The following is a 22,522-nucleotide window of genomic DNA, read 5'->3' as shown; positions in this document are numbered from 1 at the left end:
GATGCCAATCGATTTCGAAAGAATTCCACCGAAAGCGGCGGTTCCGCTTGCACCTAGAGCGTCGCTCGTCCTTTGGGGTTCGTTGTTGGTGCTTGCACTGTGCGTTGGCGCAACCATGGTGATTTCTCTTTGGCGAGAGAGCCATACGACAGATACGGCCTGGTTCTGGCTCTGCGCCGTCGGATACCCCGTTCTGATTTGGGCCTTCTCGCTCTTTTCGACTTTGGCATACAGTTCCGCGGCGCGAGCATCAGCGCTTGCCAATAATCGAGTTAGCGAAGATGCAGAAGCAGCATGTCACGCTGCCGCCAGTAAGCCATTGACCGTTTATGGCTATTCCTGGCACTACTCTTCGGACAAGAAGGAAAACAGTCTCCAGAGCATCGTCGATGGAAAAGTTCGTTCAGAGTTGCGTCTGAGCGCTGCCGAGAGAGATAGAGAAGTCTTGGCGCGCTGGATAGACGTGCCCGGCGAGCCTTTTTATCCGAGCAACGAACTGGGGGAGCACACTCGTCATCTGGCTGTGTGCGAATGGCTGATCGACCAAATACTCAGCGATCTAGAGTTGCCGTTGTCAGCTTTACCGGGAAAAAGCACGCTTCACGTACATCTCTGCTTGCACTCCAATCTCAAGACGCAGCCTGTGATTGATCGAATTTGCGCGTTGCTGAAAAAGCTTGGAAAGGCTGATCTCCGGATCAGTTGCGAAGACGTTTTTGCGCTCTTCACCACCGACGCGTGGCTGGATCAGAAAGACGAAAATACCTTTCATCTCGTCATTGCAATCGAACTTCGCAATGCCATAAGCAACGTGCTTGGCGGGGGAGTCGCCGAAGTAGGGGTTGCCGTGTTGCTTGGCTATGTCTCCAAGCCTGAGGCTGGCGGTCAGCCGGCAGTGCACCTGCACCGGCCGGTCAAGTCAGGCGTCGATAAGATCGCGGACGCGATTGGCCTTGCAAGCCGTTGGTCCGGGGCAAGTGTGCAGGAATTGAGCGCTGTCTGGATTGCTGGCTTGCAAGAAGATGATGTGGGCCTTGTTCGTCGGTCAGCGAAGCTCGATGAGCAAACCCAATTGATCTCGATCGAGTCGTCGGTCGGCGACTGCTCGGCTGCTAGCGGTTGGCTCGCGCTTGCGCTAGCTGCAGCTAGCGCAAGCGCGAGCCCCAGCCCTCAATTGATCTTGGCACGGGAAGACAACGAAATGACCGCTCTGGTTTGCAGGAAAGAACGTGACTAAACAAAGAGAAAGACCGCTCGCGCTTCTAATTGCTATCGCTATTTTCATCGTCTATCTGGCACTGGCGGTTGGCTTGGCGGTAAAGGGCCCAAGCATTGGTTTGTCAGGAGACAAGCTGCTCATCGTTGAACTTTCGTTGTTTTGTGTGCTCTTGATATTGATTTTGCTGAGCAAGTTCTTCGAGGCAATCTTGCTCTTGATTGCATCGCTAAGGGCCACACGATGGTTCATGCGGTACGACGCGGAAAAAGGTAGTCCACCCGGTGGCACGGCTGACAACTTACGCTCGCAAGACTCGGCCGGCCGCGCGAAGGCATTAAAGACCGCGCTCGTTCATCGCTTCGGGTTGAGGTGGAGACACCGGGCTCGGTGGATACTCGTAGCCGGCGAGCGCTCGGTCGTGGATCGCATCGCGCCAGGACTTTCCACCAGCGGCTGGCAGATGATTCAAGGCGCCGTGTTGCTCCATGGATGCCATGACGACGGTCAACCCGACGTGGAATGGTTAAGAAAACTTCGGCGGTTACGTCGTCACCGCCCTGTGGACGCAGTGGTTGCTTGCACTGAAGTGCTCGGCCCGGCAAGGACGCCCTTCGATGCAGAGGGCATGGCGCAGCGCCTCGTGCTTCAGGCTCGAACGTTGTGCTGGTCGGCGCCTGTCTATCTTGTCGATGCCGTCAGGTGTACCGGGAATATTTCCGCGTACGACGCATCGATTGGCGTGACGTGGTCGGATCGTCGCTCGAACTCGGCAGAACTTGAAACCACTCTAACGAATCTCGCCGGCAGTCTTGCAGGCAACGGGGTTGCACGCCTTGCTCGCGACCCGCTCGATCGGGCTGCGGCGGAGATGTCGCAACACATAGAGCGGTTTCGTGCCGCGTTACGTGTCCTCCTCGACACGGTTGGAACGTCGGGATTCTGGCGCAGTGATGTACACGGTTTGCTGTTTGCCCCGATTTGTGTTGAACAGGTCGAGGACGCAGATCGCGAAGTGAGCGAACAAGCTTTTGCATTGCCGTCTTATGACGCTCTTTGGAAATCCGTCTTAACGCACAGTCGCGCTATCTATGGCCGCCGTGTGGGCGTGTCGTTATCGAGCGCGGCGGCATATGGCGTCATCGTTGTCCTGGGCATATTTGTCGCCGGCACGTTGCTTTCAGGCTTCGTCAATCGTTCAATGGTCCGAACTGATGCAGGCACGCTGGAAAGTCTGTCATCCGCGAAAGATCCCGAGCAACGACTGCAGGCGTTAAACGCGCTCGACAAACAACTCGACACGCTCGAAATCCGCAGCAAGGAAGGCGCGCCGCTTTACACCCGCTTCGGTCTGAACCACGACGCCGCCCTATACCAGCGCCTCTGGCCGGCTTACCTCAACGCCGCCTCACGCGTCCTGATCGTTCCCATCAAAGCCAAACTCGAAAACCGCCTGAGCCAACTTGCCTCGCTATCGGATGCCGAAATCGCCAGTGGCGGCAACGCACAAGTTCAGGCAGCCTATGACACGCTCAGAACATATCTCATGCTCGCCAACCCCGAGCACGCCGACGCAACCTTCCTTACGACGCAGCTACTCGCCACCAACGAACCCGCGCGCCAGCAAAATGCGACGCTCACGCAAGGCGCGTGGGAGGACCTGCGCCAGCACGCAATTGCATTCTATGCAAGCCACTTAACGCACGGGGCGTCGCCGGCCTTGACGCCCGACGCGGCACTGATAGCGTCGGCGCGTCAGACGATCATCGGCGTGCGCGGAATCCAGAATTCGACGGATGCGATCTACCAGCAGATCATCGATGAAACCAAGCCCAAATATCCGCCGCTGACATTGGCCGGCATCCTCGGGGATCATCCTAGTCGCGGCCTCTTCGGTACGAGCGCCACGGTCCCGGGCGTTTTCACGCGCGCCGCTTGGGAAGAACGCATTCCCAAAGCGATCGACGAGGCGAGCGAACATCACACCGTCGCAGGCGATTGGGTGCTCTCAGACGCGAAAGCCGACAATACATCGCCGTCGGCGCTGAAGGCCGAACTTCGCCAACGCTACTTCGACGACTACTCCCGCGCCTGGGCGCAATTTCTAAACGGTATTCGCTGGCAGGATGCATCGTCGCTTTCCGGCACGGTCGATCAACTGACACTGCTCGGCGACCCGCAACGCTCGCCGCTCGTCGCGTTGATGGACGCAATCGTCTATCAGGCCGGCGCGGGCGCATCGACGCAAACGTTGTCGGACAGTCTGATCACGAAGGCGCAGCAACTCGTGGGCGCCGATGAGAAAGACCCATCGAAGCGCGCTCAAGCTAGAAACACCCCGCTCGCCGAAGCATTCGGCCCCGTCCTGCGCCTGACCGGAAGCGATCTCGGGGCCGCTGCATCCGCGAATGGGAAAGGCGTGCCGCAACCTGTCGGCGACCTCAGTCTGCCGCGCTATCTCGAACGCGTCACCGCCATGCGCCTGAGAACGCAGCAGATGATGTCCAGTCCCGACCCGGACGCCATGTCGCGCGCCGCGTCGCAAGCGATGCTGCAAGGAAAGACTTCGGATATTGCTGACAGCCGCGACTACGCAAGCCGTGTGTCCGCGAGCCTCGGCGAGCGCTGGGCCGGTTTCGGCAAACTCTTTGAAGCTCCCTTCGACCAGACGTGGCAGGTTGTCGTGCGCCCCGCGTCCGCAAGTCTGAATGACATCTGGCGCACGGCCATTCTCGCGGACTGGAATCGCAACTTCGCATCCCGCTATCCGTTCGCGGATTCTGACAACGATGCATCGTTGCCCGATCTTGCGCGCTTCCTGCGGCTCGACAATGGCGTGATTGCGCAGTTCGTCGCGACGCAACTTGCAGGCATCATCGAACGGCAGGGCGATCACTGGGCCGCGGCGCAGGGCGCGAATCAGGGCGCGCTTACGCTCGATCCCGCGTTCCTTATCGCGCTCAACAAGCTCACGCGCGTCTCGACCGTGATGTTTCCATCCGGCGATGCACACGTCCGCTTCGATCTCCGTGGTGTACCAACTCCCGGCGTCACCGAAATGACGTTCGTGCTTGCGGGCCGCACGTTCAAGTACTTCAATCAGCAAGAAGAATGGATGCCCTTCGAATGGCCGGGCCAGTCGCTGGAGAACGTCACGCATCTGGAATGGGAAACGGCGCAAGGCGGCCTGCGCTCGGCCCTCGATGCCCAAGGCCGTTTCGGCGTGATACGCCTGCTCGAGCGTGCGAAGGTTACGCAACAGGACAGCGCGCGCTACTTGCTTTCCTGGACACCCGATCAAAGTCAGGCGCTGCCTCTTTCGGTGCAGATGCGCGCGGAAGGCGGCGCGGGTCCGCTCGATGTACTTGTGTTACGACACTTCGCTTTGCCGGAGCGCGTCTTCCTGGTTAATAACCCCGCGAAGACGAAGGCGACGTCGGCGGCCTCGAACCCTCCGCCGCTGCCTCCCGGAGCGTTCACTGCGGCGAATCAGTTGGGCATTCCCTTGCCGCAAGGCGCAACCACAGAGATGCATTGATGTTTGCTGGTCTTTTTAAAACGCTTTTCCCTTCGCGCGATGCTGCCCAATTTGCTCGCGCTCGCCTCGACACTTGGGAGGCTTGGCTCGCGCCGCTTCCCGGAGATGCAGGCGTCGGTCGAGATCCCGGTTACGAAGACGCCTTTTTCAGCTTGAAGGATGAAGCAGGGAAACTTTCGGGCATCGACGATTCGTTGATTGTCCGCTCGTGCGAGCAAATCACGAAAGAAGTCGGCAAGGATCTGCGTGTCGCGGGCCATTACGCTTTTGCGCGATTGCGTCAGGACGGACCTGAAGGCTTCGTCGATGGTCTCGAACTCGCTGCTGCCATGATCGACCGCTTCGGCGATGCCATCTTGCCTTTGCGTCCCGAAGCCAGGAAGGGCGCGCTCGAAATGCTCGCCACGACACGCACGCTGGACTTGCTCGACAGCCGGGACGCTTTCGATCCTGGTGATGTGGAACGCGCGGTCGCCGCGCTCGATGCGATCGTCGGAAAGACACTCACATGGCCGGAAACGGCGCGGCCCAACTTGCAGATGCTCGCCTCTCGCTTCCAACGCAAGGACGACGGCATACAAAGCGCCGAGCCGAGCACGACCGCGCCGATTCCATCGGCTCCGGCGCTTGCCGGTAGCGCCCCGATCGCATCGCAGCGCGAACTGCTCGATCAGGCCCGCACCATGGCAGCATGGTTGCGCGATCAGGAAAACGGCTATCTGCCTTCTGCGCGACTCGTGCGCAGTATCCGTTGGGATACGCTTCACGAAGTTCCGCCCGCCGATGCCGGCGCTCGAACCCGCCTCGCCGCGCCACGCGGCGAATTGCGTCAGCAGTTCAAGCGCCTCGTGCTGCAAAAGCAATGGAACGAGTTGCTGGAACGCGTCGAAGCGGCGTTCATGGAAGGGGTCAATCACCTCTGGTTCGATCTGCAACATTTTCAGCACGTTGCGCTCGATAACGTAGGCACGCCTTATGATGCATGGCGCGATTTGCTGCGCGCGGATTTCGCGCTCTTTCTCGAACGTCTTCCCGGCATCGAGCGGCTTGCCTTCAATGACGGTACACCTTTCGCCGATGATGTCACGCTCGAGTGGATCGCGCGTCACGCCGTCGTGCGCGATCTTGACGCAGGCGAGAGTATCGCGGCGTTGCCGGTGTCGGCAAATGCCGCGGAAGGTGCGGCCGGAGACTGGCCCGAGATCGAAGCACAGGCGCGTGATTTGTCCGCGCGCGATGGTATTGAAGCTGCATTTATCTGGCTCGATGCGCTGCCGGGCATGAAGACAGACAAGCATCGCTATCTGCAGCGCCTGATGATGGCGCGTCTGGCCGAGCAGGCCGGCCGCGCGGATACCGCACTCTCACTTCTCGCGGAACTCGATGCCGCCACGCGCACCTTGCCTCTCGCACGCTGGGAGCCGGCGCTCGCTTTTGAGGTCAAGCAGCAATTGATGCGTGCATTGAAGACGATGAGCGTCCGCAAGGACGCCGACAAGACAACGCTGACCAACCGTATCGGCGAACTGCGTAGTGAACTGATCGTGCTGGACCCGGCGCGTGCGCTCACGCTGTCATGAAAACATAGATGAACGACGAATCGACACAAGACCCCAATCAGGACCTCTCGCGCGGCGATCCGGTCCTGCGCTACTACGAAGCAGAAATGCGTTATCTGCGCGAGTCTGGGCGCGAGTTCGCACGGGCGCATCCTGATCGCGCGCGCATGCTCAATCTCGATCGCGTGGGTGATCGCGACCCCTACGTCGAACGTCTTTATGAAGGTTTTGCGTTTCTCACGGGCCGGCTTCGGCAGAAACTCGACGACGAACTGCCGGAGCTGACAGAAGGCATCGTAAGCCTGCTCTGGCCGCACTACTTGCGGATGATCCCATCGCTGTCCGTCGTGGAACTCTTGCCGCAAGGCGAGCGGATGCAGAAAACCGCATACGTCCCGGCAGGCGTCGCGGTGCGCTCCGCGCCGATTTCCGTGCCGACGGATTCAGGCACAACCGCTGCGCCTCGGACGGTGCAATGCCTCTACCGCACGACGCAGCCCGTCGCCATGCAGCCGTTGCGCCTCTTGCAGGCAGGCCCCGCGGTGCGGCACGACGGCCGTTCGGTCATTCGGATAGCCTTTGAACTGGATAACTCGGCGCGCCGCACGGAAACCGATCTCTCGCGCCTGCGACTACACCTGAGCGCGGATCAGCCGACGGCGTTTGCCATGCACCTTGCGCTGACCCGTCAGGTCGACGTCATCGAATGGCGCATCCCCGAGGTTCGTAACGGCGAGGCCCTGCCGTGCAAAGGCGTGAGCATCGAACCAGCAGGGTTCTCTCCTGAAGAACGGTTGTGGCCTAAGTCGGATGCTGCATTTTCGGGCTATCAGCTGCTGCTCGAATATTTCACGTTCCGCGAGAAGTTTCTGTTCGTCGATCTTTGCGGGCTCGACATCGACATGCTTCCGGTGGGCGCGACGCGCTTCGAGTTCGAAATTGTGTTGAAGCATGCATATCCGTCGGATCAGCGTTTTAACAAAGACAATTTGCGCCTCTTCTGCACGCCGGTCATCAACCTGTTCAGCCTCGACGCCGAGCCGGTGGTAATCAATCATCACGAGACGGAGTATCGCGTGGTGCCCGCGGGGCATCAGGGCGGGCACGTCGAAACCTATTCGGTCGATGCCGCCGAATCTTTCGATCACGAAACCGCCGAGCGCTTCGAATATGTTCCCTTCGCGACGTTTCGACATCGCGGAGGCATGTTGCGGCACGAGTCGCCCGAACGATACTTCCATACGCGCGTGCGGCCGGGTATGGACGGTCTACACGAGACGTGGGTGATTCTTGGCGGACATGCATGGGATTCGATGCAGACGCTGCCAGAGGAAAGCATATCGCTACGCGTGACCGGCACCAACGGAATGTTGCCGCGTAAGGGTTTGCGCGAAGCGCGCATCGACGAGCTCGCGCTCAGCACGCCAAACGTGGGCGGCGTGCGCAATCTCGTCGCGCCGACGCTGCCGCTTTATCCGCCCACCGGCGACCGGTTTCAGTGGCGCGTGTTGTCACATCTCGCGCCGAATTTTCTATCGATGCTCAACGCCGAGGTCTTGCGCGGCGCGCTCGCACTTTATGACTGGACCAACGACGAACTCAATCGGCGGCGGCTCGCCGGCATTCTGCACGTCTCGGAGCAACTGCTGGAGGAGATTTCCGGCGGCGCTGTGGAGCGCGGCGTGCTGATCGAAGTGACGCTCGACTCGCAGGCGTTCTCGGGCGAAGGCGACGTGATGCTGTTCGCCGAACTGCTGCATCGCTTCTTCGAACTGTATGCGGAAATCAATCTCTTCACGAAGCTCGCCATCGTGAGTCTGCCGTCGCAGGCTCGCATCGAATGGCCGCGCAGCAAGACGCGGCGTGCTCCGCTATGACGGCGCGCGATCTATCGGGGGTCGAACCGTTCGTCGCCGCGTTGCTCGCGCGCGCGCCACGAATGAGCTTCATGCAACTGTGCCGTCTTTTTGAGGCGAGCGAGCCGAACAGGCCGGGTTTCGGCGAGCGTGATACGCCCGAACACGAACCCGTGCGCTTCAGGCCGCGCCCGCGCATGGGCTTTCCCGCAGGCGAAATGGCGAGTGTCGAATTCGCGGACGAGGGCGATGCCCTGCTTGCGCCTACCGTGCGCACTACGTTCATGGGTCTGTACGGCGTCGATGCGCCGATGCCGACGCATTATCTCGACGATATCGTCCAGCGCGAGGAGGGGCACGAAGCAGTCGAAGCGTTTCTCGACCAATTCAATCATCGGCTGGCGACGCTGCTTTATCGGACGTGGAAGAAGTATCGCTATCCGGAAAGTTTTTGCCACGGCGGTACGGACCAGCACTCGCAAAAGCTTTTGTGCCTTGCTGGTTTCGGCTGGGGCAACAAGCCCGCGCGCGCCGGTTTGCCAGATTCGCGCATGCTCGCCTTGCTAAGTCTGATGGTTCAACGTACTCGCACGCCGGAGGGTCTGGCTGGCGTCATTGCGCTTGGTGCGCCCGGCGTGGAGGTCAGGGTCGATGAGTTCTGGCCGGTTGCGAAGCGCACGGAACAGGGTTCGCCGCTAAGCGCGAAAGACGTCGGTGCCGCAAGCGCCGGCAGCAAGCGACGTGGCCTCGGCGGAGGTTATGTGCTCGGCAAGCGAATTACCTATCGTAGCCGTGCGGTGCGTGTGACGATGCGTCCGCGCGACGCCGAGCAGGCCAACGACCTCCTGCCCGGTGGGTGGCTGCATCGCGATCTGATGGCACTGGTGCGTCTCTATATCGGCGTCAAGGCCGATGTGCATTTGCGCGTGCAGATGTCCTCGCGTTTCGTTCCGACACCGGCGGTTGGCGTCCTGCTGGGGGCGCGCGCCCCGCGGCTCGGCTGGACCGTCGTGCTGCCCTCCGAGGCGGAACGCGACATCGAGATATCGCTCGGTGTGTGCGAGGCGCTTCCTGCTCCCGGCATCAATCCTTATCTCAAGCCATATGTCAGCCCGCACGCGGCGTGACTTCGAATCAAGCAGAGGGCAATCATGTTGAAACGATTTAGCGCAGCAAGCGTCGCCGCGACGCTGCTGCTTTCCGGATGCGGCGCTTGGCAAACCGTTTCCGATACCTCGGTCGACGCTTATAACGCAGTCTTCCACAAGCGGGTGAAAGTGCTCGACGTGGATCTGACCGCGCGCGCCGGGCTGAATCAGGACGCGGCGGGTCGTTCGACTTCAGTGGCGGTACGCATTTATCAACTGAAGGACCGCAAGCTATTCGACAGCGCGGCCTATGGCGATCTCATTCGTGACGACAAAACCATGCTCGCGCAGGATCTCCAGGCAAGCCTAGGCGTGGTGGTCAACCCAGCTGCATCGGTGAGTCTTTCACAGCCATTGGAAAAGGAAACGGCATACATAGCGATCGCCGCTTTCTATCGCGATCCGCCTGCGAACGGAAGCTGGAAGCAGGTCGTCGAGGCGAAGAAGCTGTCCGCCGATGCTCCGCTCAAACTCGGGCTATCCGATCGGCAAGTAACGGAGCTCACCGATACTAAGGCAAGCGGCACAAAATAGACTTGCGCACCGGGGCACTGATTCAGTTCGACGGACATTTCGCTCGCGAACCGCGTTCCTCACTACGGACAACGTCCGCCCGCTATCCATGCTCACGGGAGTCTGCATGGCGGGCTGCGCAGCGAATGATAGAAGACGGCTGTGTCGCGGCAATGGCATTCGCTCCCAGGCAAGGGCCCGACGTCCCTCGCTCTCGACGCTCATGGGAAATCCATGAGTTCGGTACTACTGGATATCGACTTCGATTGATCGTATAAAACGGCCGTGCGCATGAGGCGGCTGCGCGCTTCGAAGTGTCGGAAAAAACTAACCGTTCCGGTAAAAACCACCGTCCATGCCTTGACAAAACATGGCCACGCAAGGGCAGAATGCTCTGGTTAGACTTTTTTACACTTTAGTTGGCAGAAGGTTTCTAAACGTCTGAATACAATCGAAATTGTTAAAGATTGTGTAGCCGTCGGGACCAATGACAACGAAGCGAACAACGATACTGTCCATTTTTGGGACGCGCCCCGAAGCCATCAAGATGGCGCCGCTAGTCAAGGCGCTGGAAGCGGAGCCGGGCGTTCGGTCCATTGTGTGCGTAACCGGTCAGCATCGCTCGATGCTGCAACAGGCGCTGGATCTCTTCGATATCGCTCCGCAGTACGACCTCGCGGTCATGTCCGAGAACCAGAGTTTGAACGGGCTGGCCGCGCGGCTGATCGGCGCGATCGATAACGTCATCGAAGAAGAAAAGCCGTGCCGCATTCTCGTGCACGGCGACACCACCACGGCAACGGCAGGCGCGCTCGCGGCGTTTCATCGGCGCGTGCCGGTGGCGCACGTCGAAGCAGGCTTGCGTACCGGCGACATGACGCGGCCCTGGCCGGAAGAAATGAACCGCCGCGTGGTCGATGTCATGAGCGACCTCATGTTCGTGCCGACGCAGCGCTCGGAACAGAACATCGCGCGCGAGACGCTGCAAGGCCGCTCGATCATCACGGGCAACACGGTGATCGACGCGCTTTTGTCAGTGACGAAGCGCATCGACTCGAACGCCACGCTGCGAGCCTCGCTCGATGCTCGCTTCCCGTATCTCGACGATTCGAAACAACTCGTGCTCGTGACCGGTCATCGGCGCGAAAGCTTCGGCCAGGGTCTGCGCGACATCTGCGCGGCGCTCGGCGAGATCGCCCGGCGTGACGATGTTCAGATCGTCTATCCGGTGCATCTGAATCCGAACGTGCAAGCCACGGTGATCAGCGCGCTCGGCGCCTCGCCGAACGTGTTCCTCATTCAGCCGCAGAACTACATGGGCTTCGTGCGTCTCCTGCAGCGCGCGTCCATCGTACTAACTGACTCTGGCGGCGTTCAGGAAGAAGCGCCCGCGCTCGGCAAGCCGGTGCTCGTGATGCGCGATGTCACCGAGCGCCCCGAAGCCGTGCAGGCCGGCACCGCGCGGCTCGTCGGCACGGATCGCCATGCAATCGTTTGCGCTGTGTCGCTGCTTCTCGACGATGAAAGCGCCCGCGCCGCCTTCGCCCGCAGCGTGAACCCTTATGGCGACGGCCATGCCTCGTCGCGCATCGTCTCGGCGTTGCTGGACCGTCCTTTCGAGGAGTTTCGCCCCGACTTGCGCGTGTCCGAGGAGCAGCATCGTCTGATGCGCGCGGCGGTTGCGTAGTGCGGCAGTGCGCGCATCGCGCGAAGCGCCGCAAGGCCGCGAAGCGAACGATGCGGATATCGAACGAAATAACTGCCAGCTTGGGCGTTGCACCAAAAAGACCATCGCAATCTCGCGCGTTCGCGCTCTCGAGCCTCTTCGGGCGACTGAGCGGCTGTGCGTGAGAATGCGCCAAAATTCGAGCCATTCGCCTTGATCAACGACATCATCAAACCGCGCCGATTGCGCGTCGCACTCGCTTTGACCGCCGCATGGGCGGCCTTTTTCATGGCGCTTCCGTGCACGGCGCTCGCCGCCGCCGGCGATCTTGCAAGCACGTTCGCGCATCTCGGGCTCAACGGCCGCGAATCGCGCACGGTGACATTACGCGAGCTAGGGCTCTTGCAAGACGTCACGCTGAGCGCACCCGACACGCGCCAGGAGTTCTATCTCCCCGTTCCCGCCGATGTCCCGCTCAGCGACGCCACGTTGCAACTCGACGGCGGTTACGTACGCGGCGACGGCGGACGCGTGACGATGCTGCTCTCGCTCGACGGCTCGCCCGTGCTCTCGCGCGCCTTCACGCAGGACGCGGGCAACGCCGCGGTGAACATCGGCGTGGACGGTGCGCCGCGTTCGGCCGGTTTCGTGCGGCTCGGGCTCGGCTTCGCGTCGGTGATCAATCAGAACGTGTGCACGGACCAGACCGCGATCGGCAACGTGCTGCGCGTGCGTCCGGAAACGCGTCTGACCTTCAGCTTCGATCCCGCCGATATTCGCGATCTGCGCACGGCGTGGAGCGCGCTGCCTTACGCGCCGGTGCTCGCGGTGTCGTCGCCAAAACTCGCCAGCGACGCCTTCGACACGGCCTGGCGCACCGATGCGCTCCTGCAACGCGACGGCAAGCGCCCGCTCGTGCAGGCGCTGCCAGCCGTGGGCGATACGGCCGACCTGACCGGCATCGACGTGCCCGCGGCTTTGCGCGCGATTCCCGCGTTCAGCGCGCTGGCCTCGGGCGGCAAGCATGCAATAAGCGATGACGCCGAACTCGGCGCGCTCGTCGCGCTCGGAGCGCGCGCGGCGTTCGGTCCGGACGTGATCGTGGCGGATGACGGCATGAGAAAGCGCATCGTCGGCGCGCTCGATGCGTTGCGCGCGCAAGTCGCCACCGCTTCCGCCGATGCCGTGCCCGCCTTCGACGAATGGCGCGCCCGCACGATGAACACGCTGACCGCGCCGCTCGCGCCGGGCGAGGTGCGCATTGCGCATGTCGGCGGACGCGCGGTGATCGTGGTCGGCGACACGCGCGGCATCGGCGCGCTGGCGGCAAGCTGGCGGCCCATCGATGTATCGAACCGGCTGATCGTGCATTCGATCGATGCCGACCAGCGCGTGCGCGGCGACAACATCGCGCTTTCGGAGCTCGGCGGCGATCCGCGCAGCATCGACGTGCAGACCAACGCGTCGTGGTCCGCGCGCTTCGACCTCGCCGCGGCTTCGGGCAACGGCCGTCTGCCGCAGAACGTGGTGCTCGACCTCGCGGCATCGCCGACACTCTCCAACGGCGGCGCGACCGCGACGGTGTATTTCAACGACGTGATGATCGGCGCGCGGCTCCTGAACGTGGATGGCGTGCGTCAACGCATCATCGTGCCGATTCCGCGCTATGCGCTTGCACGCACCAACGAATTGCGCGTGAGCTTTCGCCGTCAACCGGATGCAGGCTGTCAGGCGCGCCAGGCCTATCCGGTCGCCGTGTTGCCGACGAGCCATCTGCAACTCGGCAACTCCACGCTCGACAACACCTTCGCGGGCATGGCGGCGCGCTTTGCATCGGCGGCGACGGTTTACGTGCCGCACGCCTGGCTCGACGATGCGTTGAACAGCGTGCCGCGTCTCGCTTATCTGACAGGCGCGGCGGGCGTCGCTCCCGTGCAGGCGAAGTTCGCCGTGAGCGAGTCGGGCGCGACCGTGCATCCGGATGGCGCGTTCCTCGCCGCCGATGTCCCACTTGCCGACGAGCACAATCCCGCCGTCTATTCGGCCGACAGGCTCTCGCTGAAGTCCGCTTCAGGCGACATGCTGCTCGACATGTCGGGCCTTTCGCGTGTCGCGGTGGTGAGCGTGGCGAGCTCAAACGGACAAAGCGGCGTGGTGTATCGCTCGGCGGGCGCCATGCCCGTACTCAGCGACAAGCTGCAACTCTCGCGCGGCGACATTGCCGTGGTGGACGGCAGCGGCGTCCTCAAGCAGTTCGATACCGTGAATCCCGATGAACTCGTCGATGAACCGGCGGGCAGCTCCGACTGGATCACGCGGCACTGGGCGCGCTGGGGCATTCCGGCCGTGCTCGTGGTGTTGTTGCTGGTGCTGATCGCGCTGGCGGGTCAGGCGCGCCGCAGGCATCTGCGCCGGCAGAAGAAGGACAACGGCGCGTGATCCTGGAAACGATCAGGTGGTACGGCCAGATACTCGTCGCCGAGTACTACCAGACACTTGAATATGTCGCGGCGGTGGTGGCGACGATCATCCTGCTGTCGAGTCTCGATGATCTCTTCATCGATATCTGGTTCTGGACCCGCAAGTTCTGGCGGCGCGTGACGGTGGAACGCCGTTACGCGCCGCTCACCGTCGAGCAGCTTTACGCGCGCGACGAGCAGCCGATCGCCATCATGGTGCCCGCCTGGCAGGAGCACGATGTCATCGCGCCGATGATCGAAGACCTCGTGCGCGTGCTCGATTACCGCAGCTATACGATTTTCGTCGGCACCTATCAGAACGATCCGGCGACGATCCGCGAAGTGGAACGCATGCGGCATCGCTACAAGCATTTGCATCGCGTGGAAGTGCCGCACGACGGGCCGACCTGCAAGGCCGACTGTCTCAACTGGCTCGTGCAGGCGATTCTGCGCTACGAGTTCGAGGCGGGCGTGGAGTTCGCGGGCATCGTCATGCACGATAGCGAGGACGTGCTGCATCCCATCGAACTCAAGTTCTTCAACTATCTGCTGCCGCGTAAAGACATGATTCAGTTGCCGGTGGCATCGCTCGAACGCAACTGGTTCGAACTGGTCGCGGGCACGTACATGGACGAGTTCGCGGAATGGCACGCAAAGGATCTGGTCGTGCGCGAGAGTCTCGCGGGTGCGGTGCCCTCCGCCGGCGTGGGCACGTGCTTCTCGCGCCGCGCGATGCTCGCGCTCGTTCGGCAGACCGAGAGTCAGCCGTTCAATACCGAGAGCCTCACCGAAGACTACGATATCGGCGCGCGCATTCTCAAGATGGGCATGCAGTCCATCTTTCCGCTGTTTCCGGTGCAGTTCACGTCGCGCCGCAAGGTGTGGTTCGGCCTGGGTCCCGAGCGCGAGATCACGACCACCATGCCGCTATGCGTGCGCGAATTTTTCCCCGACACGTTTCGCACCGCGTACCGGCAGCGGGCGCGCTGGACGCTCGGCATCGGCTTGCAAGGTTGGGCGCTGACAGGCTGGAGCGGCACGCTCGCCAACCGCTATCTCTTGCTGCGCGATCGCAAGGGCGTGGTGACGGCGTTCGTCGGCATGCTGGCCTATCTGCTTGCCGTGCAGTTCATGCTGTTCGCGAGCGCTTCGTACTTCGGCTTCACGAATGATTTCTTTCCGTCACCGTTCATCGATTCCGGCTGGCTGCAGGCGCTGCTCGCCGCGAACTTCGTCGCGCTCTTGCTGCGCGTCACGCAGCGCATCATCTTCACGACGCGGCTTTACGGCTGGGAGCACGGCATTCTGGCGGTGCCGCGCATGGTGATCGGCAACGTGGTCAACTTCATGGCGGTGTCGCGCGCGTGGCGCCTTTTTATCGTGCATGTGGTGACGGGAAGGCGGCTCGCGTGGGACAAGACGATGCACGATTTCCCGAGCGTGGATGGCTTGCGCAGCACGCGTCAGGACCTCGGCGACTTGCTGGTGTCGTGGCAGGCGATCGACCCCGAACGGCTCGAACAGGCGAAGCAGACGGACCATGCGCGCGAAGCGCCGCTCGGACGCGTGCTCGTCACGCGCGGCTGGCTCGACGAGGAGACGCTCGCGGAAGCAATCGCGTTTCAGGCGGACTTGCCGCGTGGAAGGTTCGACGTGGCTCGCATGCAGAACGAGCCGGGCGTCGCGGTGCCGCCGGAAACGCTCGTGCGCCTGCGCGCCATGCCCCAGGGCGCCGATGCGAACGGCAACGCGATCTTCGTGAGCGCCAGTCTGCTCGATGACGCGGCGCTCGCCGAATTGCGCGAAGCGACCGGCTGCGCGGTATCGATCAACGTGGTGCGCGAAAGCGAGATCGCGGCAGGCTTGCGGATGTTGCGCGATGTGGGCGTGTCGGCGCTTTCCGGCGACGAGCAGACGGCCGCGAAGGCGGTGAACGACGAGGCTGCGCGCGGCGTGCCCTTGCTTGGCGACATCATGATCGAGATGGGCCTCGTCACGCGCCGCGCGTTCGAAACGGCGTTGCAGAATTATCGGCCGGAGCGGCATGGACGTATCGGCGATTACATGGTCGCCGAGCGCGTGATTACGAGCGAAGCGCTCGCTTCGGCGGTGGGCGAGCAACGGCGCCGGTATGCGAAGCGGGCGGGTGGGCAATGAAGCGCTATCGTGCGCGCCTGCGTGGCGAAGAATCGGCTTTGCGGGAAAGAATCGATTTGGTTGCGAGAAAGCATAAGGCTCGATTGCACACCGGAACGATGCCCGATCGTCAGGTGCCGAACGCGCGCCGGATGACGCCGCCGGCAACGCGCGCGACATCCCGCGTCGCTCGCGTCATGTTCTGGACCGCCGCGATGATGTGCGCGAGCGGTCACGCACACGCCGATGAAACCTTGCCCTTGCAATTGAGCGGCGCGCCGTATCGCATTGCGCGCGACGCTTACGCGGCGTTCGGCGAACATCGATATGCCGATGCCACCGCGTCGGCGCGCGAGGCGATTCGGCAGCGGCCGGATGTCGTGGGTTTGCGCGTGCTGCTGGCCAATTCGCTGGCGGCGCGTGGCCGTCTGAAAGAAGCGAGCCACGAACTGTCCGATGCGATCGCGCAACTCGGACCCGTGCCCGCATTGATCTCGCGCCGCCGGCAGATCGATACGTCGATCGCGGGCGGTGGCGAAGGGCATCCGGGCGGTGGCGGCGCCGGCGATCTGCAAGGTCCGGCGCTCGTGGCCGCGCGCGCGGCGTATCGCGATTTCGGCAAGAAGGATTACGCGGCGGCCGTGCGCGAGAGCCGTGAAGCCGTGCGTCTCGCGCCGCAAGTCGAGCGCTTGCGCTATCTGCTCGTCGATTCGCTCGCCGCTTCCGGCGACGATCCCGCAGCCTACGCCGCCGCCGCCGATGCCGCGCGTCGCTTCGGCGAGAACAACGAATTGCGTACCCGGCGGCGTTATATCGGCGATCGGCTGGCGCCGGTGGAATCGAAGGCGGCGTATGCGGCGCGTGCGAATGGCGATCTCGTCGAAGCGGAAAGCCATGCGCGCAAGGCGGTGGCGTTCGCGCCGTCGCGGATGGAGTTTCGCACGCAGTTGCTCGAAACCCTCTTCGCGCGTGGCGATCTGGCGGGCGTGGAAGCGGCGGCGAGCGATTGCATCGCGATCGATCGCAACGACGCGCTCTGGTGGACCTTGCGCGGCTATGCGCGTGCGGCGCGCGGCGCGAATGCGGACGCGGATTTCGCGCACGCGTTGGCGGTGGCGCCGGAGTCGTTGTCGCAGGCGGGGGATACGCGGGCGAACGTTGGGGCGCAGGCGGATGATGCGAACGAAGGCGGCGCGATGAGCGTTGCTTCCTCGGCATTGCGGAATCCGCGCCAAAGTGACGCTGCCAGTGCAAAGACAAGCGCCGACCCCTCAGACCCAAGCAGCGCGATGCTCGCTGGTTCGGCGGCAGTGCGCCATCGACAACGCGGCAGCGAAGCTACGGATGCAAACGTGAACGCCGACACGCAAGGCAGCGCCATGCGCGCCGACCCCACGGGCATCGAACTGGAACGCGTGTTGATCGCCGAAGGCGACGCGCGCCGCGCCGAAGCCGCGGCTTCCGGCGAAAACGTGATGTTCGACGAAGCCGATGCGCGCCGCGCCAATCCGTCGATTGCGGGCGTAACGCAGTCGCGCGGCAACCAAGCCACGAATGACGAGGCCTCGACGAGCGGCCAAGCCGCTTCCGCAGCCGAACGTCGATACCGCGATGCCCGTGTGGCACGCACGATCATCGCCGATGTGCGGCTCGCGCAGAACCGTCCGCAAGCCGCGCTCGACGCGCTGCCGTCCGTATCGCAACGAAACGCCGCCGCGCTCGACGATGCCGACGCCGCCATCGCTTTACGCCGTCAGCGCGCTAAGACGATGCTGCAAATGGCCGCCGCCGCGCAGAACGACATCGACCCGCGTGCGCGGCCGACCTTCGATTGCCGCGAAGACCGCTACGGCGCATCGTGCGATGTCTACGCCCACGACCCCGCGCTCGCCGACACGCGCGCCGCACGCTTGGCCGAACGCGACGGCAAGCATGGCGAGGCCATCGACCACTGGCGCGATGCGATCGCCGCCGTACCCGACGATCCGCAATTGCGCATCGCGCTGATCGATGCGCTCGCGGCGGCGGGAAAAACGCGCGAGGCATCGAAGGAAGCGCGCGCGGCCATCGACGCCAATCTGCTCGATTCGATGAGCGACCTGCAGGCGGCCTTCATCGCGTCGCGGGCGGGCGAGCGGCAGCTTGCGCTGGACCGTTTCGCACGCGCTGAACGAAGCGGGACATTGCCACCGGGCGCGCAAGCCGATGCGGGTTATGCCGCGCTTTCGATGCATCGCAACGAGGAAGGCGCGCGCTATCTCGAACGCGCGATGGATCGCACCGCGAGCGCGCCTCACGCAGACGACGCGCTCCCGCCGCAAGCCGTGTACGACGCGCGCGCGGCCCACGCCGAAGCCACCCGCGACTGGGGCTTCAGCATGAACGTGAACTATCGCGGCAGCGGCGCGCAGCAGGGCTTTGCGTTCAACCCGACGCCCGGCCTGTCGAGCAACTGGCAAGCGGGCGTGGAGGCGTACTGGCGCCCGTTCGGCAGCCTCGGCGACCGCATGTTCGAAGTCTATGCGCGCGGTTACGAGAACTTCGGCGTGCAGGGTAGCGGACCGTCGGGGGCATCGACGTTGCAGGCCGCGTTGGGTGCGCGCGTGAAGCCGTTTGCATCGGTGAATGCGATCTTCGCCATCGAAAAGATCTTGCCGATAGGCTCGGACGTGCGCTCCGACTGGCTCGCGCGCGCGGCCTATTCGACCGGTTTCGGGGACACGCGCCGCCTCGACGTTCCGAGTTGGTGGACCGGCACGTTCTACGGCGAGGCCGGCCATTACCTTGTGAATCCGTCGACGTATGCGACCGCGAACGCGCGACTCGGACGCACGTACCGTATGGATTCGATCAGCCCGCGCCTCACCGTGTTTCCGCATGCGGTGGTCGGCGTGGACTACGATTCTGCAATCGATCGCAGCGTGCCGGTGGGCATCGGCGCGGGCGTGGCGGCGCGTTACTGGTTCCGTGGCGATGGTTACGATACGACGCGCTCGTTCGTCGACATATCGGTGCAATATCGCGTGCGCGTGGCGGGCGACGATCGCGCGAAGGGCGTGTTCTTCGGTGCGGTATTCTCGTACTGATGGCGCTCATGCTGCCGATGAGTTCGATGCAGTGCAGGTCTTGCATGTACGAGGTTTATGACATGTTCGCGGGTCATGCGTTTGCACGGCTATTACGCGCTTCGTTGTTCGCGGGGCGCAGTGCGCGCGGCACTCGGTCGCTTGCTTCGTCGCGTGTAAGCGCGGGCGGCGGCGTCGATCAGTCGCCTGGATTGGGCTCGCAGGCAGATGCAACCGCAAGCGCGTTGCCCGCGCGGACTTCACGCGCCGTTATCCGTGTGATGACGACGGCGTGCGTGTTCGCATCGATATGCTTCGCGAGCGCGGCGCAGGCGCAACCGCCGCGCATCGTCTCCGGCATCGTCTGGCAGCCGGACAACACGTTTTACGATCCGCACGGCGACTGGGACAAGCTTGGCGCGCACGAACTGATCGTCCAATGGACGGCGGTCGATGGCATCTCCTTCGTGCCCGGCGCGGGCTTTCGGCCGGCGCCGCGCATGCCGGACTGGGAGCGCATTGGACGTGAGCCTTGGGCACGCGATGTGATCATCGGCTTGTCGGGACGTTTCAGCGAAGCGGTGGCGCGTGCGAATGCGGCGCAGCTTTCCATCGAGTCGATGCGTCTGGCGGATGTCGTCTTGCCGGTGCACGTGACGGGCTACTACTTTCCCGTCGAGATCGATCCGACCTGGCAGGATGCGAGCGCGCTGCGCACCTTGCTCGATGCGTTGCCCCGGCCGCTCTGGATCAGCGTCTACGATCGCGCGAACGTGGGTGGGAATGCGATCGCCGAATGGCTCGATGGCTGGCTGCCGCGCGATGTCGGTGTGCTCTTGCAGGACGGATGCGGCGTCTATGCGCGCGAGCCGCGAGTAGCGCGGCAATATGCGGATCAGCTTGCGGCGCGCCTGGGGCGCCATCGCGTGAGGATAATCGCGGAGGCGTTTCGACCGAATGTCGGTGGCGGATTTCGCTCCGCAACGGTCGATGAATTGAAGCCGCAGATCGATGCTTATCGCGGATATAAAACCTATCTTTTCGATGGGCCGCATTATGTGTCGAACGAGCTCGTCAAAGATCTGCTCGATGCCTATTCAATCAACAGAGCGCAGTGAACGTCAAAGCATCGGCATATGCAAATGATGCGGATCGGCCAGCATATCGGCCACCCGCTTCAAAGCCTCCCTGCAATCCTCGCGATTCTGCGGTCCACCCAGACACAAGCGCAATGCATTAGGCGGATTGCCATCCGTTGAAAACGCCGCGCCCGCAACGGCTCCGATCCCCTGATTACGCAACTGCAACGCCAATTCCGAAGCGCTCCAGTCACACAAGTCGGGCACGGGCAACCAGAGATGAAAGCCATGCGGATGCGCGCTAAACGGAAAGTCGCGCAACGCCTGCGCCGCAATCGCCTGCCGCGCGATCGATTCCTCGCGCATGGCATCGAGCACGTCGGCGGCGGTGCCGTCGTTGATCCAGTGCGTCGCCAGCAGCACCGTATATGGGCTCGGCATCACCGTCGTCGCGCGCAACGCGCCCGCGATACGCTGCGTCTGCCGTGGCGTCGGCGCCTTGAGATACGCCACGCGCAAGCCCGCACCGAAGGTCTTCGATAAACCCGTGACGTGATAAGTCAGCTCGGGCGCGAGCGCGGCAAGCGGCGCGGGCGCATCGAGCGGCAACATGCCGTACGGTTCATCCTCGATGATCGGCACGTTATAGCGCATGGCGACATCCGCCAATGCCTCGCGTCGTTGCGCGCTGATGGTCAACGTACTTGGGTTCTGCAAGGTCGGATTGCAGTAGAAACCGCCGGGCTTCTCCGTCTTGCAAAGCGCTTCGAACGCATGCGGCAGCGGCCCCTCGTCGTCGCGCGGCAACGCCTGCAAGCGAACTCCGAGTTGCGATGCGATCGCCTTGATGCCAGGATACGCCAGCGTATCGAGACAGATCATCTCGCCCGGTCGCGCAAGCTGCGAAACAAGCGCCACCAACGCGCTATGAATGCCGGGACAGACGAGCACCGTATCGTCCTCGCAATCGGGCAGTCGCATGCGCAGCCACGCACGGCCCGCCGCGCGATCCGCCGCCGTCCCGCCGAAGTCCTGATAGCGCAACAACTGCCACGGGTCCGCACTCTGCATCAAACTGGCCGCCGATGCCCGCAAGCGCGCCGTCAACCCGGGCGGCTCGGGCGGCATGTTCATCGACATCTCGACGCTGCTGCCGCCCGCCAGCGGCAAGGTCTGCGTTCGGCCGCGCACGAAGGTGCCGCTGCCCGCGCGCAGATCCAGCAAGCCGCGTTTGCGTGCTTCCGCATAAGCGCGCGCCACGGTCGTGTAGTTGAGATTCAGGACATCGGCGAGATCGCGCAGTCCCGGCAGACGATCGCGCGGACGCAAGCGGCCGCTCGCGAGATCTTCCTCGATGAGATCGGGAATCGTCAGATAAGCAGGCTTGCGGCTCTCTTCGAGCTTCCTGATCCAGTGATGCGCGGGCTGATTCATAGGGGCGATTTCCCTTGTGTGCATGCGATCAGCCAAGCATGCCGCATCAAAAAAGATCGCATAAGCCTGGGCAACCTGATTGCATTGATCGCATCGATGCACGGCTTCGGTGTTGCGCGCACCAGCGCCATGCGTGTCTGCGCCGAATTCGTGCGCGCGATCTTCATTGATTGCATCGACAAAACGTCACGAAGCGTTACCCATCATGGCGCGCGAAAATTTTTTCGGCGCGCATCGCCGCAGCGCTTTTTATTGATCGCGAAGTGATTGCATTTCGCGGGCCAATCATTGGCATATCCGTTGCGTTTGTAGGCTCGCCGTCGCGACAACTCGATGCGCGCCATATCAGACACCACCATCGGAGAATGCCATGCCCGCAGTCACGCAACCGCTTCACAAGAACGGCGATTATCTGGTCGACTACGAAGAGAAGGTCTTCGAGGATGTCAAAGCCGAGCCCGGCGAAAAAGCGCTCGTCACGTTTCATACGGTCGCGTTCGAAGGCTCGATCGGCTTCGTGAATCTGCTGCAGGCGACGCGTCTGCAACGCAAGGGTTTCGATACTTCCGTGCTGCTCTATGGCCCCGGCGTCACGCTCGGTCTGCAACGCGGCTTTCCCACGCTTGGCGACGAGGCCTTCCCCGGTCATCTCAACTTCAACAAGCAACTACAGAAGTTCATGGCCGAAGGCGGCAAGGTCTATGCATGCCGATTCGCGTTGCAAGCGCTGTATGGGCACGGCGAAGCGTCGTTGATCGAAGGCATCCGGCCGATCAGTCCGCTCGATGTGCTCGACATCCAGCTGCTCCATCGCAAGGATAACGCGCTCATCATCCATACGTGGACCGTCTGA

The 22,522-nt window shown here is 62.8% G+C and carries 14 protein-coding genes; 13 read left to right on the top strand and 1 reads right to left on the bottom strand.

The features are described 5' to 3' along the window. Position 1: 1 nt before the first annotated feature. The 11 genes from P9250_RS04985 (at position 2) to P9250_RS04935 (ending at position 20,274) form a co-directional block, all read left to right on the top strand. Complete coding sequence (locus P9250_RS04985; protein ID WP_310391503.1) at positions 2-1,237, top strand: hypothetical protein; 1,236 nt, start codon at positions 2-4, stop codon at positions 1,235-1,237. A 1,180-nt stretch (positions 1,238-2,417) separates the two neighbouring features. Next, positions 2,418-4,754, top strand: a complete 2,337-nt coding sequence (locus P9250_RS04980) for an ImcF-related family protein (RefSeq protein WP_310391501.1) — start codon at positions 2,418-2,420, stop codon at positions 4,752-4,754. Further along, entirely contained in the window at positions 4,754-6,334 is a 1,581-nt protein-coding gene (gene tssA / locus P9250_RS04975; RefSeq protein ID WP_310391499.1) for a type VI secretion system protein TssA, read from the top strand. Before P9250_RS04980 ends, tssA begins: the two co-directional genes overlap by 1 nt. 8 nt (positions 6,335-6,342) lie before the next feature. Continuing rightward, positions 6,343-8,190 (top strand): type VI secretion system baseplate subunit TssF, encoded by a 1,848-nt coding sequence (tssF, locus tag P9250_RS04970; RefSeq protein ID WP_250468755.1) that lies wholly within the window; start codon positions 6,343-6,345, stop codon positions 8,188-8,190. Beyond that, the gene (gene tssG / locus P9250_RS04965; RefSeq protein ID WP_310391497.1) at positions 8,154-9,296 is read left to right on the top strand and encodes a type VI secretion system baseplate subunit TssG; all 1,143 of its coding nucleotides are present in this window, start codon (positions 8,154-8,156) and stop codon (positions 9,294-9,296) included. The genes tssF and tssG overlap by 37 nt, the downstream gene beginning before the upstream one ends. A gap of 24 nt (positions 9,297-9,320) precedes the next feature. Then, positions 9,321-9,851 carry a type VI secretion system lipoprotein TssJ gene (gene tssJ, locus P9250_RS04960; RefSeq protein WP_250468744.1) on the top strand — a complete coding sequence of 177 codons (531 nt, stop codon included), beginning with the start codon at positions 9,321-9,323 and terminating at the stop codon, positions 9,849-9,851. A 466-nt stretch (positions 9,852-10,317) separates the two neighbouring features. Continuing rightward, complete coding sequence (gene wecB / locus P9250_RS04955) at positions 10,318-11,517, top strand: non-hydrolyzing UDP-N-acetylglucosamine 2-epimerase (RefSeq protein ID WP_244829942.1); 1,200 nt, start codon at positions 10,318-10,320, stop codon at positions 11,515-11,517. Between the two features lie 192 nt (positions 11,518-11,709). After that, the gene (locus tag P9250_RS04950) at positions 11,710-13,935 is read left to right on the top strand and encodes a cellulose biosynthesis cyclic di-GMP-binding regulatory protein BcsB (RefSeq protein WP_310391494.1); all 2,226 of its coding nucleotides are present in this window, start codon (positions 11,710-11,712) and stop codon (positions 13,933-13,935) included. After that, on the top strand, positions 13,932-16,112 hold the full coding sequence (locus tag P9250_RS04945; RefSeq protein ID WP_244829944.1) for a glycosyl transferase family protein: 2,181 nt from the start codon (positions 13,932-13,934) through the stop codon (positions 16,110-16,112). The genes P9250_RS04950 and P9250_RS04945 overlap by 4 nt, the downstream gene beginning before the upstream one ends. A gap of 98 nt (positions 16,113-16,210) precedes the next feature. Continuing rightward, complete coding sequence (locus P9250_RS04940; RefSeq protein ID WP_310391491.1) at positions 16,211-19,177, top strand: bacteriophage N4 adsorption protein A; 2,967 nt, start codon at positions 16,211-16,213, stop codon at positions 19,175-19,177. Positions 19,178-19,221: 44 nt separating this feature from the next. Continuing rightward, positions 19,222-20,274, top strand: coding sequence for a hypothetical protein (locus P9250_RS04935; RefSeq protein ID WP_310391489.1), 1,053 nt, complete (start codon positions 19,222-19,224; stop codon positions 20,272-20,274). 3 nt (positions 20,275-20,277) lie between these two features. On the opposite strand, the gene P9250_RS04930 is transcribed toward P9250_RS04935, so the two are convergent. Continuing rightward, the gene (locus P9250_RS04930) at positions 20,278-21,669 is read right to left on the bottom strand and encodes a PLP-dependent aminotransferase family protein (protein ID WP_250528001.1); all 1,392 of its coding nucleotides are present in this window, start codon (positions 21,667-21,669) and stop codon (positions 20,278-20,280) included. Between P9250_RS04930 and P9250_RS04925 the strand changes: the two genes are divergently transcribed. After that, positions 21,652-21,936 (top strand): hypothetical protein, encoded by a 285-nt coding sequence (locus tag P9250_RS04925; protein WP_310391484.1) that lies wholly within the window; start codon positions 21,652-21,654, stop codon positions 21,934-21,936. The genes P9250_RS04930 and P9250_RS04925 overlap by 18 nt on opposite strands. 103 nt (positions 21,937-22,039) lie before the next feature. Next, positions 22,040-22,522: an MSMEG_0572/Sll0783 family nitrogen starvation response protein gene (locus tag P9250_RS04920; protein WP_244829948.1), complete on the top strand. Its 483-nt coding sequence runs from the start codon at positions 22,040-22,042 to the stop codon at positions 22,520-22,522.

The sequence above is a fragment of the Caballeronia sp. LP006 genome (assembly GCF_031450995.1).
Taxonomy (GTDB): Bacteria; Pseudomonadota; Gammaproteobacteria; order Burkholderiales; family Burkholderiaceae; genus Caballeronia.
The sequence above is the reverse complement of the archived record's forward strand: the minus strand, read 5'-3'. Positions and strand labels throughout refer to the sequence as shown.